This is a genomic window from Bacillus sp. LM 4-2, from assembly GCF_000978495.1.
Taxonomy (GTDB): Bacteria; Bacillota; Bacilli; order Bacillales; family Bacillaceae; genus Bacillus; species Bacillus subtilis.
Genome location: NZ_CP011101.1, coordinates 362,609 through 380,148, shown reverse-complemented (window position 1 = coordinate 380,148; position 17,540 = coordinate 362,609). Strand labels below are relative to the sequence as shown.

The 17,540-nt window shown below is 46.6% G+C and carries 8 protein-coding genes; 5 read left to right on the top strand and 3 right to left on the bottom strand.

From position 1 onward, the window contains the following. Nucleotides 1-5: 5 nt before the first annotated feature. On the bottom strand, nt 6-10,769 hold the full coding sequence (srfAA, locus tag bslm_RS01950; RefSeq protein WP_046380780.1) for a surfactin non-ribosomal peptide synthetase SrfAA: 10,764 nt from the start codon (nt 10,767-10,769) through the stop codon (nt 6-8). Between the two features lie 573 nt (nt 10,770-11,342). Then, nucleotides 11,343-11,705, bottom strand: a complete 363-nt coding sequence (hxlR, locus tag bslm_RS01940; protein ID WP_003246265.1) for a transcriptional activator HxlR — start codon at nt 11,703-11,705, stop codon at nt 11,343-11,345. Between the two features lie 228 nt (nt 11,706-11,933). Between hxlR and hxlA the strand changes: the two genes are divergently transcribed. The 5 genes from hxlA to nin all read left to right on the top strand — a co-directional run bounded on the left by hxlA (nt 11,934) and on the right by nin (nt 16,003). Next, on the top strand, nt 11,934-12,566 hold the full coding sequence (gene hxlA, locus bslm_RS01935; RefSeq protein WP_003234604.1) for a 3-hexulose-6-phosphate synthase: 633 nt from the start codon (nt 11,934-11,936) through the stop codon (nt 12,564-12,566). Nucleotides 12,567-12,571: 5 nt separating this feature from the next. After that, nucleotides 12,572-13,129: a 6-phospho-3-hexuloisomerase gene (hxlB, locus tag bslm_RS01930; protein WP_003234605.1), complete on the top strand. Its 558-nt coding sequence runs from the start codon at nt 12,572-12,574 to the stop codon at nt 13,127-13,129. 110 nt (nt 13,130-13,239) lie between these two features. Then, a complete protein-coding gene (gene tlpC, locus bslm_RS01925) occupies nt 13,240-14,961 on the top strand; it encodes a methyl-accepting chemotaxis protein TlpC (RefSeq protein ID WP_046380779.1) in 1,722 nt (573 codons plus the stop codon). 167 nt (nt 14,962-15,128) lie between these two features. Then, entirely contained in the window at nt 15,129-15,578 is a 450-nt protein-coding gene (gene nucA, locus bslm_RS01920; RefSeq protein WP_003234608.1) for a DNA-entry nuclease, read from the top strand. 26 nt (nt 15,579-15,604) lie between these two features. After that, nucleotides 15,605-16,003 carry a DNA-entry nuclease inhibitor gene (gene nin, locus bslm_RS01915; RefSeq protein WP_015715226.1) on the top strand — a complete coding sequence of 133 codons (399 nt, stop codon included), beginning with the start codon at nt 15,605-15,607 and terminating at the stop codon, nt 16,001-16,003. A gap of 36 nt (nt 16,004-16,039) precedes the next feature. Here nin and bglC read toward each other — a convergent pair whose 3' ends face one another. Then, the gene (gene bglC, locus bslm_RS01910; protein WP_046380778.1) at nt 16,040-17,473 is read right to left on the bottom strand and encodes a 6-phospho-beta-glucosidase; all 1,434 of its coding nucleotides are present in this window, start codon (nt 17,471-17,473) and stop codon (nt 16,040-16,042) included. Nucleotides 17,474-17,540: the final 67 nt, after the last annotated feature.

Below are 17,540 nucleotides of genomic sequence, written 5' to 3'. Positions count from 1 at the left end.
CTCTATTAGAAAATTTCCATTAATTTATCCAGCTCATCCAGCGTCAAATCGTCGTCACCAAGATCACTCGGGGTCAGTTCCGTACCATCTTGAGATAGGCAATGTTCAATGATTCTGAGAAGATGCGCTTTAAAGCTGTCACTGAATGTTTGTACTGTTTTTTCATGAAATTCAAGAGAATGATAGGCCAGTGACATCGTCAGTTTTCCGTTTTCGATATATCCGACAACATCCAGCGCATTCGGTTTTTCTGTTTCAGGGCTTAATGACTGTCCTGATGGCAGCTCTGATCTCGTAAACAAACCTGCATCCGACATTTCGTCAAACTGACCTAAATAGTTGAAGCTGACATCCGGCTGAATCGAGAACGCCACATCTTCTTTATGTTCCGGTGCCGTCAGATAGCGCAGAATGCCGTATCCGACTCCCTTATTCGGCACATGTCTGATATCTTCTTTCATTTGCTTCAGCTGGTAGCCCAGATCATCCGCATGCTTCATATCGAGCACCATTGGGTACATACTTGTAAACCAGCCGACTGTGCGAGAAATGGTCAGGTCTTCTATGATTTCTTCACGTCCATGCCCCTCTAAATGAACACTTACTCGATCTTGACCCGTCCACTCCTTCATTGCCAATCCGAATGCCGTCAGCAAAATATCATTCATTTCTGTGTGATATGCCTCATGCACCTTTGTGGTGAGCTGTTCTGTCTCTTCAGCAGTCAGCGAGAATTCAATTGTCTTTGTATGTTTCATTCGCTGATCACCAGATTCGCGGTCTTTCGGAAGCTTTGCCGCAACAGCTTGTTCTTCAAGCTGTCTCCAATACTCTTTTTCTTTCAAAAAGGCTTTGGAGTTCGCGAAGTCTTGCAATCTCTCTGCATACTCTGCAAATGAATGTGTTTTCTGCGGGAGAACCGGTTCATTGCCTTGCTCAAGCTGTGTATATACCGCGGCGAAATCCTCCAGTAAAATCCGCCACGACACGCCGTCAACCACTAAGTGGTGAATGGCAAGAAGCAAGTGATCTCCGTCTTCCGCTTGGAACAAGCCTGCTTTTAACAAGCCGCCTTCCTGCAAGTCGATGCTGCTTTGCAAACGCTCCGCTTCTCTCTCTATTCGGTCTTCGTAATCTGCAGCTTGGCCCTCAATCTGGATGACCTCCAATTGAGCTGAAGCAGCTTCAAGACCTCTGTTGTATTGAATGACGTCTTCCTGTCCCTCACGATAGACCATGCGGAGCGCGTCATGATGCTCGATCAGCGCCTGCAATGTTTTCTCCACCCGTTCAGGATCAAAGCCCTTCTTGGCGTGAAGCATCACAGATTGGTTCCAGTGGTGCTTGTTCGTGAAGTTCTTTTCAAAGAACCAGCGCTGGATCGGCGTCAGGATGACTTCGCCCTCCACCGGGCCTTGGTCTGCCTGTTTGCCTTCGGCACGCTCTACGTACTGGGTGAGCTCTTCGATCGTCGGGTGCTGGAAGAGATCTTTCATTTCCAGCTTCCAGCCGTGCTGGTTCAAGCGGCTCGCCATTTGAATTCCTTTGATGGAATCTCCGCCAAGCGAGAAGAAATTGTCGGTGACACCGACTTCAGACATTCCAAGCACGTCCTGCCAGATGCCGGCAAGCAGCTCTTCCATGTCGGTCGTCGGCGCTTTGTATTCTCCGCTTCCCGCTTCGATGTCCGGCTCAGGCAAGGCTTTGCGGTCCACTTTGCCGTTTGCCGTAACCGGAAGCTCGTTCAGCGTCACCCAGAACGCCGGGATCATGTAATCCGGCAGGGTTTCCTTCAGTGCTGATTTCAGTGCTTCTATGTCAGCTGATTCCGGTGTGACATACGCCGCGATCGCTGTGTTGCCGCCTTTATCTTTGACAGCTGTCACCGCCGCATCCTGCACCTCAGAAAGCTGGGCGAGCTGGACTTCAATTTCTGAGAGCTCGATCCGGTAGCCGCGGACCTTGACCTGCTGGTCGATCCGGCCGATGTATTCGATGCCGCCGCCCGTCCATTTCACCAAATCGCCGGTGCGGTACATGCGCTCACCCGGCACAAACGGATCAGCGACAAACCGCTTCGCGGTTTCGTCTTCTCGATTCAGATAGCCGCGTGCCAGTCCGCGCCCCGCCACGCAAAGCTCTCCGGCTACGCCTTCCGGCTGCACCTGATTGCCCTCGCCGAGAATGTATACTCTCGTATTGGCAATGGCCCTTCCGATGGAAAGCGAGCCTTCCTCCGGATGGATTTCTGCGCTTGTGGCAACGACCGTATTCTCTGTCGGCCCGTAGTTATTGACGAGTGTGTACGGCTTTTTCACTGCGCGCTTCAGCTTGTCTCCTCCAGTAAGCAATACGCGAAGTGATGTGTTCTCAAGCTCCATGAACTGTTCCGCAAGCTGTGTCGGCAGGAACGTGATCGTTACGCCGTTCGTTTCAAAATAATCGTTCAGGCGGACGATATCGAGGCGGATCGCTTCCTCAATGACGTGAAGTTCGGCACCGATCGTCCAGGTCGGGAACATCTCCCAAATGGAAGCGTCGAACCCAAAGCCCGCGTACTTCGCACTGCGGTCCTCCGCTGTCATGCTGAACGCGTCGTGGTGCCAGAAGCACAGGTTCACAAGCGCATGGTGCTCGACCATGACACCCTTCGGCTGTCCGGTCGTTCCAGACGTGTAAATCATGTACGCCAAGTTCTCCGCGGTTACAGCGGTTTCTGGATTTTCCTCGTCGTTTTCATCAAGCGGCAGGCTTAGAATCGTGCGGCTTCCGTCGAGAAGAATGACATCTCCCGTATAGCTGTCCGGCACTGAAATGCCTTCCTGTTTCAAGAGAAGCTTCGCGCCGCTGTCCTGTAAAATATACTCAATCCGCTGATCCGGATAGTCAGGATCAATCGGCACAAACGCCGCTCCGGCTTTCAAGACGCCGAGCACCGCGGCGGACATTTCAAGCGACGGCTTCGTGAGAACGCCGACGCGGTCATCCGGGCTGATGCCGCAGTCCATCAGAATCCGCGCGAGACGGTTTGCCTTCGCATTCAGCTCGCCGTACGTCCAAGACTGGCCGTTGTATGTGACAGCCGGGCGGTCTTTGTGGCGCTGGGCAGTCTCTTCGAATAGCTGATGAACCGTTTTGTCTGTCGGCACAGGCAGCGCTTTGCCCTTCCATGCCTCAAGAAGCGCTTGCTTTTCTGTCTCGGTGACCAGTGACAGGCTGGAAAGCGGCTGGTTCGGGTTCCCAGTAACTGCATCTAAAAGCTCCATCCAATATTGCTTCCATCGTTCAATCGTTTCCTGCTTAAACAGAGCTGTATTGTATTCGAGTACGAATGTAAGCCCTCCGTCGGTTTCGTCAGCCGTCAGCGTGAGGTCAAACTTGGCTGTTTTCCGTTCAAACGGATGCGGCTCAAGCTGAATCCCTTTCATTGTTAAATCCTTTATATTCGCATTTTGCATTGAAAAAACTGCATCGAATAACGGATTTCTGCTTGTGTCACGCTGAACCTGAACATTTCCGATCAAATCCTCAAGCGGGTAATCCTGCGCATCAAAAGCGCTGAGTGCCGTTTCTTTCACTTCGTTAAGATAGTCAGCAAACGTCTTTTCACCCTTCGGATACGTGCGCAGCGCCAATGTATTGACGAACATTCCGATGACGCGGCTGACGTCCGCTTGAGATCGTCCGGCCACAGGTGAACCGACGATGATATCGTCTTGCCCGCTAATTTTTGATAAAAACGCACTGTATGAAGCCAGAAGCACCATGTAAAGCGTGGAATTCGTTTCTTTTGCAAGCCTGCGCAGAGCATCAGCTTTGCCTGCTTCTAATGAAAATGCAATGCGGTCTCCCTCAAATGTTTGAACGGCAGGCCGACTGTAATCAGTCGGAAGCGTCAGCACCGGCAGCTCTCCGTCCAGCTCCTTCAGCCAATGCTCTTCTTGCTTCTTGTAAAGCTCAGACTGAATGAACTGCTTCTGCCACACGGCATAATCCTTATATTGAATACGGAGCGGCTCAAGGGTTTCTCCGTCGTACAGCTTTGAAAGCTCCTCAATCAGCACACCGACAGATGCACCGTCAGAAATAATATGATGCATATCGAACAGCAGCACATGCTCAGTGTCTGAATGCTTGATAAGCCCTATTCTGAACAGTGGAAGTTGGTCGATTTTGAAAGGCTTAATAAACTCAGAAACGATCCGCTCTGTCTCTTCTTCCGGGGCTTCGAAATAGGCTATCTCGCACTCAGCCTCTTCCCAGATCCGCTGCACCGTTTCTCCATCTTTTATTTCAAACGTGGTTCTCAAGGCTTCATGACGCTGCATTAACTGCTGCATGACGCTGTTAAGCCTTTCAACATCAAGCTCACCTGTCAGGCGCAGAACCGCCGGCATGTTATAGCTCGTTTGCGCATCCTCAAGCTGCTGAAGCACGTACATCCGTTTTTGCGGTGAAGAAACAGGATACGTATCTTGTTTCTCTGCCGGGCTGATACTTGCGGCTGTCCCTTTTTCAGCGGAGGCAATCACCTGTGCCAAGCCCTCAACCGTCGGTGACTGGAAGAGATCCTTGAGTGACAGCTCAACGCCCAGTTCCTGATGAACCAAGGCAAGCATCTTCATGCCTGCTAATGAATGTCCGCCAATGTCAAAGAAGTGGTCATAAGCGCCGACTTGTTCTGCCTGAAGTACCTGTGCCCAAATGTCCGCGACTTTTTGTTCCGTTCCATTGCGTGGCGCAACATATGAAACACCTCTTGAAACGTTGGCATCAGGAATCGGCAGCGCTCTCCGGTCAATTTTTCCGTTCCCTGTCAGCGGCAGCTCGTCCATTTGGATAAACACCGCAGGAACCATATATGCCGGCAAGTCCTTCGCAGCATGCTCTCTCATCTCTTGTGATGAGATGTCTCCCTCTCCGACATAGTAAGCACACAACAGTTTATCTCCCGCTCCTTGATCAACGGCAAGCACAACACTTTCCTGAACACGATCATGGGTTTGCAGCTGATGTTCGATTTCTCCAAGCTCGATGCGCTGTCCGCGAATCTTCACCTGATGGTCGATTCGCCCGATAAATTCGATGTCGCCATTCGGCAGCCATCTCGCAAGGTCTCCCGTTTTATACATGCGTTCGCCGGATGTAAACGGATGGGGAACAAATTTCTCCTCAGTCAGTTCTGGACGGTTGTAATAGCCTTTCACGAGTCCTTCGCCGCTGACGCAAAGCTCTCCGGCAATCCCGGCAGGCTGCACGTGTCCCGTACGGTCAAGAATGTATACTTCCGTATTGCTAACCGGTTTTCCAATCGGAACAGACAGCGTGTGCTCCTCCAATTCATCAACCGGATGATACGTCGCGAAAACCGTGCTTTCAGACGGTCCATACATGTGAAGAAGCTTGCCCTTTCCAACCGTTTGCAAAGCTTTTCTGACATGCTCAACCGAAGCCCGTTCCCCGCCAAACATAATCTTGCGAAGCGTTGACAAGCATGCCGGATTCAAGTCCACAAGCAAGTGGAACAAAGCGGTTGTAATCATGAGAATGCTGATGTTCTCCCGTTCAATGACGCGGGACAGGCGAGCCATGTCCAAAACGGTTTCCTTCGGTATCAGCACCAGCTTGGCTCCGTTTAACAAAGAGCCGAACATATCGAACATAAACGCGTCAAACACGTAATTGGAAAGACCGAGAATCGTATCCTGTTCTGTAATGCTGAGATAATTCGTTTCCTTCACCGTGCGGAGAATATTGGCATGTGTCACGATATTCCCCTTAGGTGTTCCAGTCGTTCCGGAAGTATACGTCAGGTTGGCCATTGCTGCAGAATCAAGAGGCAGTGCGAGATTTCGCGCATCGGCATGATAGCTTTCTTCCTCATCGGCTAGCACGATAACGCCCTTAAATTCCGCTTCTTCCGCCAAAGCCTTTAATTTCCTCTGAGTGAGAAGCACCTTTGCTCCGCTGTCACGGAAGAAATGCTGCATCCGCTGAATCGGATGTTCCGGATCGATCGGAACATAAGCCGAACCTGATTTTAATACTGCCAAGATCGACACAATCATATCCATTGACCGCTCGCATAAGACAGCCGCAGTTCTGCCTTCGCCAGCTCCAAGAGAAAGAATGCCGCGGGCTAAACGATTGGCCCGTTCATTCAGTTCACGATAAGTGAGTGATTCGCCTTCATATTGAAGCGCAGTGTGGTCTGGCGTATTCGCCGCTTGCTCCTCAAACAGCTGAACAATTGTTTTATCTTTCGGATAAGGTGTTCTGCCCGGGTTAAACTGCTGAATTTGCGAAGCAGCCTCCTCTTCAGAAAGAAGCTTATACTCAGAAATCGGCTTCTCTGGATCAGCCGCAGCATCTTCAAGCAAACGCGCAAAATGCGTAAGCAGCCTGTCTGCCGTGCTTTGTTTAAACAGCTTTGTGCTGTAATCCACATCAATCTCAATGCCTTCATCGGTTTCTCTCGCCTGCACCGTCAAATCAAATTTGGCAATCTTGAAATTGGTCTCTTGAACAGACAAGGAAAGATCGCCGACAGCCGGAATGCCCTCTGTCGCGTTTTGAAGGCTGAACATCGTGTCAAACAGCGGATGCCTGCTAACATCACGCGGGATGTTCAAATCTTCAACAAGCCACTCAAACGGATAGTCCTGATGAGAAAAGGCATCCAGCACCCGTTTGCGGACACGCGAGATCAATTGGGTAAACGTCTCATTCTGCTTCACCTCACTGCGAATCGCAAGCGTATTGACGAACATCCCGATAATGCCCTCTGTATCGGAGTGATTTCTGCCCGCTGACGGTGTCCCGACAATGATGTCATCCTGCCCCGTATACTTTGACAAAAGCGTATAGTAAGCGGACAGCATCACCATATATAAAGTGGCGCCGTTTTGTTCAGCCAAACGATTGAGGCGATCCTTTACCCCCGCATCCAGCTTGATTGACACCCGATCCCCTTCAAAGCTTTGAACAGGTGGTCTTGGGTAATCGGACAGAAGCTGAAGCACCGGGAGCTCGCCTGCAAAGACTTCCTTCCAATAAGCCTGGTCCTTCTTGTACCCTTCAGCAGCCTGTCTGCTTTGCCATACAGCGTAGTCCTTATACTGGAGACGAAGATCAGGAAGCTGTTCGCCTTTATAAATGCGTGCTAACTCCTCCAGCATAATGCCAATGGATACACCGTCAGAAATCAAATGGTGCATGTCAAACAGCAGCATATGACGGTTCTCTTCAAGCCCCAGCAAACCGATTCTGAACAGCGGAGCTTTCGCCAAATCAAATGTCCGAACGAATGAAGCCATAATTGCCTCATCTGAGCGGCCGCCTCTTTCAATCATTTCGATGTTGAAATCAACGCTATCGTGAATTTTCTGTCTCGGCGTGCTGTTTTCAAGAACAAATGATGTTCTCAATGACTCGTGGCGTCGGATTAATCCCTGAAATGCGCGCTCCAGCTTTTGAATATCTAAAGGCCCTTCCAGAATTGCTGCTGCTGGCATGTTATAGCCGACTCCCGCATCCTCGAACTGGCTGACGATATATGTTCGCTGCTGTGCCAATGAAAGCGGGTAATGCTCCTGTTTTTCAGCAGGTTCAATCACCGCAAAAGCTTTGCTTTCTCTGTGATCAGCTTCCTCTGCAAGAGCCGTAATCGTCGGATGCTCAAACAAAAATTGAAGCGGAATCTCAATGCCTGTTTCCTTATGAATCTTTGTTAAAAGGGTCATGGCTTTTAATGAATGTCCGCCAGTTTCAAAGAAATTGTCAAAGATCCCCGCCTTCTCAACGTTCAGCACGTCCTGCCAAATGGCTGCGATTGCTTTTTCAGTCTCATTTCGCGGCGCTGTATAGGCAGTGCCGCTGACAGCCTTCACCTCTAGTGCAAACAGCTTGCGGCGGTCGACTTTGCCGCTTGGTGTAAGCGGAATTTCTGTCACTTCTGTAAAGTAAGCCGGCACCATATAGTCAGGAAGCTGTCTGGCCGCATGCTCCCTCAAACCGGCTGGCGCAAATTCGCTTCCAGGCTTCTGCACAACATATGCGCAAACCTCAAGATTTCCCTGTTCGTCAGGGCGTGCCAAAACAACGGCTTTTGCAACGTCTGGCGCCTGCTGAATCACGGCTTCAATTTCCCCAAGCTCAATCCGGTATCCGCGGACTTTGACCTGGTCATCCTCTCTGCCTAAATATTCGATTGTTCCATCTGGAAGCCAGCGCACCACGTCCCCGGTCCGGTACATGCGATCGCCCGGCACGAATGGATCTTGTAAAAACTTCTCTTCCGTTAATTCAGGCAAATGTAAATAGCCTCGGCCCACACCGTCTCCCGCGATATAAAGCTCACCCGCCACGCCTTCAGGCTGCAGCCGGCCTTTTTGATCCAAAATATATAAGCGGTTATTCCCCAGCGCTTTCCCGATCGGCACATACGCTGATTGAACTGCATTCTCAGGGATAACCGGATGAACAGACGCGTCAACGCACGTTTCAGTCGGCCCGTACACATTAGTCAAACGCGGCGCTGTGCCGGCTTCTTTAAACAGCTTCAGCAGCTTGTCCGCAACAACAGATGACAGGCCTTCTCCTCCGATCAGCATGTGCTTCAGTTTTAGGCCTTCAAAATCGCCTGCTGCTGCCAGCATTTGCAAATGAGCCGGTGTTCCGTCCGTCGCCTCAATGCTGTTCTTCCGATAATATGCAGTAAGGGCGGCCCCGTTCGTCACTGTTTTCTTCGGTACGATATAAAGGGTTTGGCCCAAAAGAAGCGACGCGAAGATCTGCTTCACTGACGCATCAAAGTGGAACGGCGCAAGCAATGCCATCCGCAGGGTTTGGCTGCCGCTTTGATAAATCGTCTGCTGCAGAGATTCAACCAAATGATGAACCTGGCGATGCTCGATCATAACGCCTTTCGGGCGTCCGGTTGTTCCCGATGTGTAAATAATGTAGGCAAGGTTCCGAGCGTTCACATCTGCATTCAGGCTTTCTTCTGCACCTTCCTCAATCGCCTGATCTAAGTCAATCAGCTCAGCATCGGCTTCAGGCGCCGCAACCTTCGATTCAGTCAGGATGAAATCCGCCCCGCAGTCCTCCAAAATATATTGAATGCGCTCAGCAGGAAAACCCGGATCAATCGGCACATAGGCTCCGCCGGCTTTTAAAATTCCCATGATAGCTGTAATCATCCGTTCAGAGCGTTCAATCAAAACCGCGACAGGACTGTCCGGGCCAACCCCTTTCTGTTTCAGCACATTGGCGATGCGTGCAGATTGCTCATGTAACGTTCGATAGGACAATGTGCGATCTTCAAATACAACCGCTGGATGATCAGAAAGCAGTTCAGCCTTTTCTTGGAACAGCTCTGGTATCGTCATGTCCTTACGGTAGCTCACAGATTTACCGCCGGCCCTCGCAAGCAGCTTCTCTTTCTCCGCATCAGAAATCAGTGTTAATTCATCAATTGTATGTTCTGGATGCGTTAACGCGTTCTCCAGCATTGTAATCATGCGCTCACAAATCATGTTGATTTCTTCACTTGAAAATAAATCAGTGCGGTAATCAAAATCTATGGTGAGTTTCCCAGTATCCCATCGATCCTTTACATGAATTGAGACATCATTTAATCCGCTGCCGCTGAAAATCGGCTCAGTCAAAAAGGCAAGATCCTCTTCTTTCTGCCACTGCATCACTTGATATTCAAGAGAAACCGTGAACAGCTTGGTCAGAGAGCTCTTTGTTTCACGCAAATCGTTGATTAGGAGATTATACGGATACTTTTGGTGGCGAAGTGTCTTCATCAGATCCTTCATCCGGTCTTTGACAAATTCTGAAAACGCCTGCCCGCCGTCAATGTTTGTCCGAAGCGGAACCGTAGAAACAAACATGCCAAGCATCTGCTTCTCTTTCGCATTTGTCCGGTTGCCCATAAAGGTTCCCGTCACAACATCATTCTGGCCGCTGACCCTGTACAAATAGGCGGCGAGCAGCGATTGAAATACTGAAAGAACACTGACTTTATTCGCCTCACAAAACGACAGAATCTGCTGATGAAGCGCTTCAGGCACATCTTTAGAGAACCTCTCAGCATCTAAACTTCCCCCTGCGGATGCATTCCGTTTCAAGGAAACAAGTTCAGGCACCGATTCAAATTGTTTGTTCCAAAACGCCTTGTCCTTTTCAAACCGCTTCGATTGAGCATAGTCCTGTTCAGATAAAACATGATCGATAAATGAATGCGAGATTCCTTCTTTTGCCTCTGAGCCGCTGGCTAATTCTAAATAAATGTGCATGATCGCATTCCCGAGAATATTCATGGAGATACCATCAGAAATCACGTGATGAACATTTGCGTAAAACCATACTTCATTTTCCTTTATGGTGAACAAGGAAAAACGGAATAAATCACAATCGTACAACGGCAAAGGTTTTTTCGTTTCCTCCCGGCTCCATTGTGAAATAAACTCTATCGCATTCGGATCTTCAGTAGTGTCAGTATGTTTTATATCAGCAGGCCGATACTCGCTAATATATTGTACAGGCTCCCCGTTTTCATCTAGCCGCAACCGAAGGCGCATGGCGTCATTTCTGCGAATAAACTCTTGAATCGCCTGCTCAACAAGCACATAATCAATCGCATCAGCTGAAACCAGCTTACCAATCCCCGCAAGATTTGAAATGCTCGTGTGAGGATAAAATTTTTCTGTGTACCAAATTCGTTTTTGTGCATCCGTTAAAGGATAAAAAGTTATTTCCATATTGTCATACCTCCCCTAATCTTTATAAGCAGTGAACATGTGCAACGCATTTTCTCTTTCTTATCCATATCAGCTTTTAATTCTTATGAACTAACAGCCGAAATAGCCCAAAGTACTACACTTAAAAAGCAGTGCTTCCAATCAAAAAACAGATGGCCGCTATTAAAGCAGGCTGCCGTCAGTCAGCATTGCGGCGTTTAACATAAGCGGATAAAGACCGCAAGACCCCACCCTAATAAGAAACCAATTTTGGCTATTTATTCATTGTTTTCAATATTTTTTATCTTTCTACCGTTTACTTTAAATGAAAAAAATGTTTTTATCACCGAAAAATGGGTGAAAAGTTTCATGCGGGATGCCGAAAGATTCCAGTTTATTTACAGGGATATTTTTGCGGGATGCCGCAATCATTTCCACTAAACATTATTTACAGAAAAATAAAAATTTTTAAACCAAACTGCTGCGTTCAATCTTTTTTTATTGCTGAATGCAATTTACAATCTTTACATGACTATGTGTACCGCGCAAAAACCGAAAAAAAGGCAAAAAAAAGACACCCTTGCGAAGAGCGTCTTACAACGATTCTTTCATGACATTTTTGTCGATATCAATCAATTCCATATAACCTTTCCCCCACTCATACATGGCTTCAAGAATAGGCATGAGGCTTTCTCCGTGCGGGGTCAGAGAATATTCAACCTTCGGCGGGACAACTGGATACACTTCCCTGTGAACAATCATATCCTGCTCAAGCTCTCTCAGCTGATTCACGAGGATCTTCTGCGTAATATCAGGAATCAATGTTTTTAATTCATTGAACCGTTTTGTGCCTTCTTTTCCTAAATGCCATAAAATGAGCATTTTCCATTTACCGCCAATCACTGCAAGCGTTAATTCCTTCTCACAATTAAACCTTTTGTCGTCCATCCGGCTCAATAGAATCCCCCCCTTAGTAACCTTTTTGTATGTTAGATACGTATCATCACTTACTTTTTTGCAGACTCTTTTTTCATTATACTCACTCATAAAATCAAGCGAAAGAAATCTGATTGTCTCTCCTCACAGTATCCTCCAAGTAACTTGTTGACTTCAAAGTGCCTACTTCTCATCAAAAGAAGGAACCTATAGAATGAAAAATAATTCGAAAAAGGGAGTGGATCAACAATGGAATTACAGCTTGCATTAGACCTCGTCAACATCCCGGAAGCCATTGAGCTCGTCAAAGAGGTAGAACAATACATCGACGTAGTTGAAATCGGAACACCGGTCGTCATCAATGAAGGCCTAAGAGCCGTTAAAGAAATAAAAGAAGCATTTCCTCAATTGAAGGTTCTTGCAGACCTGAAAATCATGGATGCCGGAGGCTACGAAATTATGAAAGCGTCGGAAGCAGGCGCTGACATCATCACCGTTTTAGGGGCTACAGACGATGCAACGATTAAAGGCGCAGTAGAAGAAGCCAAAAAACAAAAGAAGAAAATCTTAGTGGACATGATTAACGTGAAAGATATCGAATCCCGTGCGAAAGAAATTGACGCACTCGGTGTTGACTACATCTGCGTCCACACTGGCTATGATCTTCAAGCAGAGGGCAAAAACTCTTTCGAAGAATTAACGACAATCAAAAATACCGTAAAAAACGCAAAAACCGCAATCGCGGGCGGCATCAAACTTGATACACTGCCAGAAGTGATCAAGCAAAACCCTGACCTTGTCATTGTTGGGGGCGGAATTACAAGCGCAGCTGATAAGGCGGAAACAGCTTCAAAAATGAAGCAGCTGATTGTCCAAGGATAACTCCTATGAAAACGACTGAATACGTAGCGGAAATTCTCAATGAGTTACACCGTTCAGCAGCTTATATTTCTAATGAAGAGGCTGACCAGCTTGCCGATCACATTCTTTCATCCCACCAAATTTTCACTGCGGGTGCGGGGCGGTCTGGCCTGATGGCAAAATCCTTCGCGATGAGACTGATGCACATGGGCTTCAACGCCCATATTGTAGGTGAGATTCTCACTCCGCCGCTCGCCGAAGGAGATCTAGTTATTATCGGCTCAGGATCAGGCGAGACAAAAAGCTTGATTCATACCGCAGCAAAAGCAAAAAGCTTACACGGAATTGTTGCCGCTTTAACCATCAATCCGGAATCAAGCATCGGAAAACAAGCGGACCTCATCATCAGAATGCCTGGTTCTCCTAAAGACCAGTCTAACGGAAGCTATAAAACCATTCAGCCAATGGGATCATTATTTGAACAAACTTTGCTGCTCTTCTATGATGCAGTGATTTTAAAACTCATGGAGAAAAAAGGACTCGATTCTGAAACTATGTTCACTCACCACGCAAACCTTGAATAGCATCACACAACCGGCCTGAAGATCAGGTCGGTTTTATTTTTTCTAAAATAAAACTTTAAACCCAAAAACCCGATAAGTAATATGACCTACAAATCGTAAAGGGAGGAATTATGTTGATAAAACGATTTAAGATGAAGCTAGGAACTAAAATTCTTTGCCTCGTTTTCGTGGTGATTCTTTTGTTTTCGGCATCAGTTGGCACTGTGATGCTTAAGGAAATTACAGAAAACATGAAACAAATGGCAACTGAAAAAGCGAAAGGTGATCTCGCTTTAAGCAGCACTTATATTGATGATGTCATGTCAGGCGACTGGCAGGTGAAAAACAATAAGCTCTATAAAGGGCAAACACAAATCAATGGAAATGAAGATATTGTTGATCTGCTTGGTGAAAAGACAGGTGATACCATTACCATTTTCCAAGGCGATACTCGTGTTGCAACCAATGTCATGAAGAATGGCGAAAGAGCTGTCGGCACCCAGGCTTCTTCTGAAGTTATTGCCGCTGTTTTAAAGAAAGGAAAGCGTTTTTACGGACAAGCAGATGTAGCAGGTTCTTCTTATCAGACTGCATACATGCCGTTAAAAGATCAAAATGGCAACATCATCGGCATGCTGTATACCGGAGCTAATCAAAGTATTTTAGCATCACTTACACAATCACTTTTCACTCAATTCGCTATCGTTCTTGTTATCGTCATTATGGTATCAGTCATCCTTGTCTTGGTTTTCACCAGAAAAATCAACAAGCGGCTGAACGCTTTAAAAAGCGCCTTTGAAAGTGCCGGAAACGGAGATATGACAATAGAGGTGTCAGACAAAACCGGTGACGAGCTATCAGAACTAAGCGTCTATTATAATAAGATGAGAATGAAGCTGAACGATACCATACAAACCGTACAACAATCAGCCCTTCAGCTTGCGTCAGCCTCTCAGCAGCTCTCAGCTGGAGCAGAGGAAACAAATCAAGCTTCAGAAAAAATCACAGAAGCTGTACAGCAGATTGCAAATGGAGCCCAAGATCAAATCACCCGAATTGAAAGTAGTGAAAGCTCATTAAAACAAGCTTCAGCAGACATCCGGGATATTTCTGCAAATACTGCCGCTATCGCTGACAAAGGGCAGCTCGCTCAATCAAAAGCAGACATTGGACAAAAGGAAATTGCAAATGTACAGGCGCAAATGGATGCGATTCACCAGTCAATTCAGAAAAGCGGAGAAATCATACACCAGTTAGACGGCCGCTCTAAACAAATTGAGCAAATTTTATCGGTCATCACCCAAATTGCCGATCAGACAAACCTGCTTGCGCTGAATGCAGCGATTGAAGCTGCCAGAGCCGGTGAACAAGGAAAAGGCTTTGCTGTTGTTGCTGATGAAGTACGGAAATTAGCAGAAGAGTCTCAACAGTCTGCGGGGCAGATTTCAAAACTGATCATAGAAATACAAAATGATATGAACCGGTCTGCAAGATCTGTTGAGCATGTGAAAACAGAAGCTGCAGAAGGGGTCACCATGATCCAGCGCACCAGAGATGCATTTAAGGAAATTGCAGCTGCAACAGGTGAAATCAGCGCCGAGATTAGTGATTTATCAGCATCTGTAACAAACATTTCAGCCAGTGCACATCATATAAATGATTCCTTTGCAGCCAATACGGCCGACATTAAAGAATCTACTAAAAATACCCGGCAAGCGGCTGCATTAACAGAGGAGCAATTTGCTGCAATGGAGGAGATTACCGCAGCTTCTGAAACACTTTCTCAATTAGCTGAGGAGCTTACCGGTATCATAAGCCAATTTAAAATGATTAATCAAGCCGAAAACGGCTGATGACTTACTATCATTATTGTAAATTGGCAATCGTATTTTGCTGAAAACAAATATTTCGATCTGCTAAAATTACGATTTCTGCAATAAACTGAGCGTAAAACATAAAATTTAAACCTTTACACCAAATGCTTTCTGGATTACTCTTGTGTCAGTTTTAAAAGCGGGAGGTGAACATCACGACGGACATCATAAAAACGATACTTCTCGTCATCGTCATCATAGCAGCTGCAGCTGTCGGTCTGATAAAAGGAGACTTTTTTTCAACTGATCAAAAAACGTCTCAAACGAAAGAATATGATGAAACAATCGCCTTCCCATCTGACCGGTATCCCGAAACTGCCAAGCATATTAAGGATGCGATAAATGAGGGACACTCAGAGGTGTGCACTATTGACAGAGACGGAGCTGAGGAACGCCGCGAGCAATCATTAAAGGACGTACCTTCCAAAAAGGGGTATGACAGAGATGAATGGCCAATGGCCATGTGCAAAGAAGGCGGTGAGGGAGCTTCTGTAGAATACATTTCTCCCGCTGACAACCGCGGAGCAGGCTCTTGGGTCGGGCATCAGCTTACCGATTACCCAGACGGCACAAAGGTTTTATTCACAATTCAGTAAACAGTACATAGAGGAGGAACAGCACATTGATCAAATCATGGAAGCCGCAAGAACTTTCGATTTCATATCATCAATTTACTGTATTTCAAAAGGATTCTACACCTCCTGTAATGGATTGGACTGACGAAGCGATTGAAAAAGGATATGCTGCGGCAGACGGAGCCATTTCCTTTGAGGCACAGCGAAATACAAAGGCCTTTATTCTTTTGCGCCTGAACAGTTCAGAAACAGTAAGCTCCTACGAAAAAAAAGTGACTGTTCCTTTTCATGTCACAGAAAACGGAATTCATATTGAAAGCATCATGTCTAAAAGACTGTCCTTTGATCTGCCTAAAGGAGACTATCAATTGACATGCTGGACTGTGCCGGCTGAAATGTCAGATTTGCACGCCGACACTTATATTATTGATGCTGTTTCTGTGTAATGAAAAACCCCTGAGAGAATAACTCTCAGGGACTCTTTATAAACTTTCTCCGTTCGTCTTGATGACATCTTGATACCAATAAAAGCTTTTTTTCTTCAAGCGTTTTAAATCGGATGTGCTTTCTTCATCACGATTGACATATACAAATCCGTATCTTTTTTGGTAGCCGTTCAGCCAGCTTAACAGATCAGTAAACGACCAGCTGCAATAGCCGATTAAATCGACACCGTCACTGATGGCTTGTCTGCATTGCTCAAGATGCGAACGCAAATAATCAATTCGATAATCATCCTGTACAGTGCCGTCCTCAACTTTATCAAATTCACCCAAACCGTTCTCTGTTATAAACACTGGAAGCTGATAGCGGCTTGTAATTCGGCGAAGACCGATACGCAGCCCAATTGGGTCAATTGTCCAATCCCAGTTGCTCGTTGTCAGATACGGATTTTTTTTCGTTTTGAACACTCCGGGTATCCCCGTCTCCTGATTGGTTCCCTTTTGGCCTGTCGTATTCATTTTCCCTTCAGACACACCATCAAGCGGATTTCGTTCATAGGTGATCGTCTGATAATAATTGACACCTACAAAATCAGGCTTCCCTTTGGCAAGCAGCTCCATATCTCCTGCTTCGATTGTCGGCGCCCATCCCTGTTTTTCCAAGTAGCGGAATGGAATTTGCGGGTAGGTTCCCCAGCAATACATGTCAAGCCACCAATTGTTCATAAATTCTTCGGCGTTTTCAAATGCCAGTATATCCTCTGGATGGCTTGATAAAGGGTAAGCCGGAGAATAAGCAAAGCTAGGACCTATTTTGCCTTCAGGCACATATTCTCTAAATGATTCGATGGCTTTTGCATTAGCCAGAAACGCAATATGGTTTGCTTCGTAAAATCGTTTTCTGTCTTTCACTCCAGGCGGATGCATGGCTGTAATAAATCCGTGATTAAAATTGTAGTTCTGTTCATTTAACGTAACCCAATATTTCACCCTGTCTCCAAAACGTTTATAAAGAGTAATACAATAGTGATTAAAATCCTCTATGATGTTTCTGGATTCAAACCCGCCGTATTCGTCCATAAGCGCTTGAGGCAAATCCCAGTGATATAAAGTCAGAACCGGCTCGATGTGATGAGAAAGCAATTCATCAATCAGACTATCGTAAAACGCTAGACCTGCTTCATTGATCTCTCCTTTTCCTTTTGGAAAAACCCGTGGCCAGCTGACGGAAAATCGATATGCTTTTAACCCCATCTCAGCCATCAGAGCGACATCTTCTTTAAATCGGTGATAATGGTCAACCGCAATGTCGCCATTGGTTTCTTTAAACGTTTTGCCCGGTATTTTCGTAAACACATCCCAAACAGAAGGGCCTTTGCCATCTTCATTCCAAGCGCCTTCAATCTGGTACGCTGCAGAAGCAGAGCCCCACAAAAAATGTTTCGAAAAAGATTCTGGATGCTGGTGGATCATAGTGTTTATCACTCCTGAATTATTTGATAAACCTATCATAGCTATGAAACGCGTTTCATATCAACTC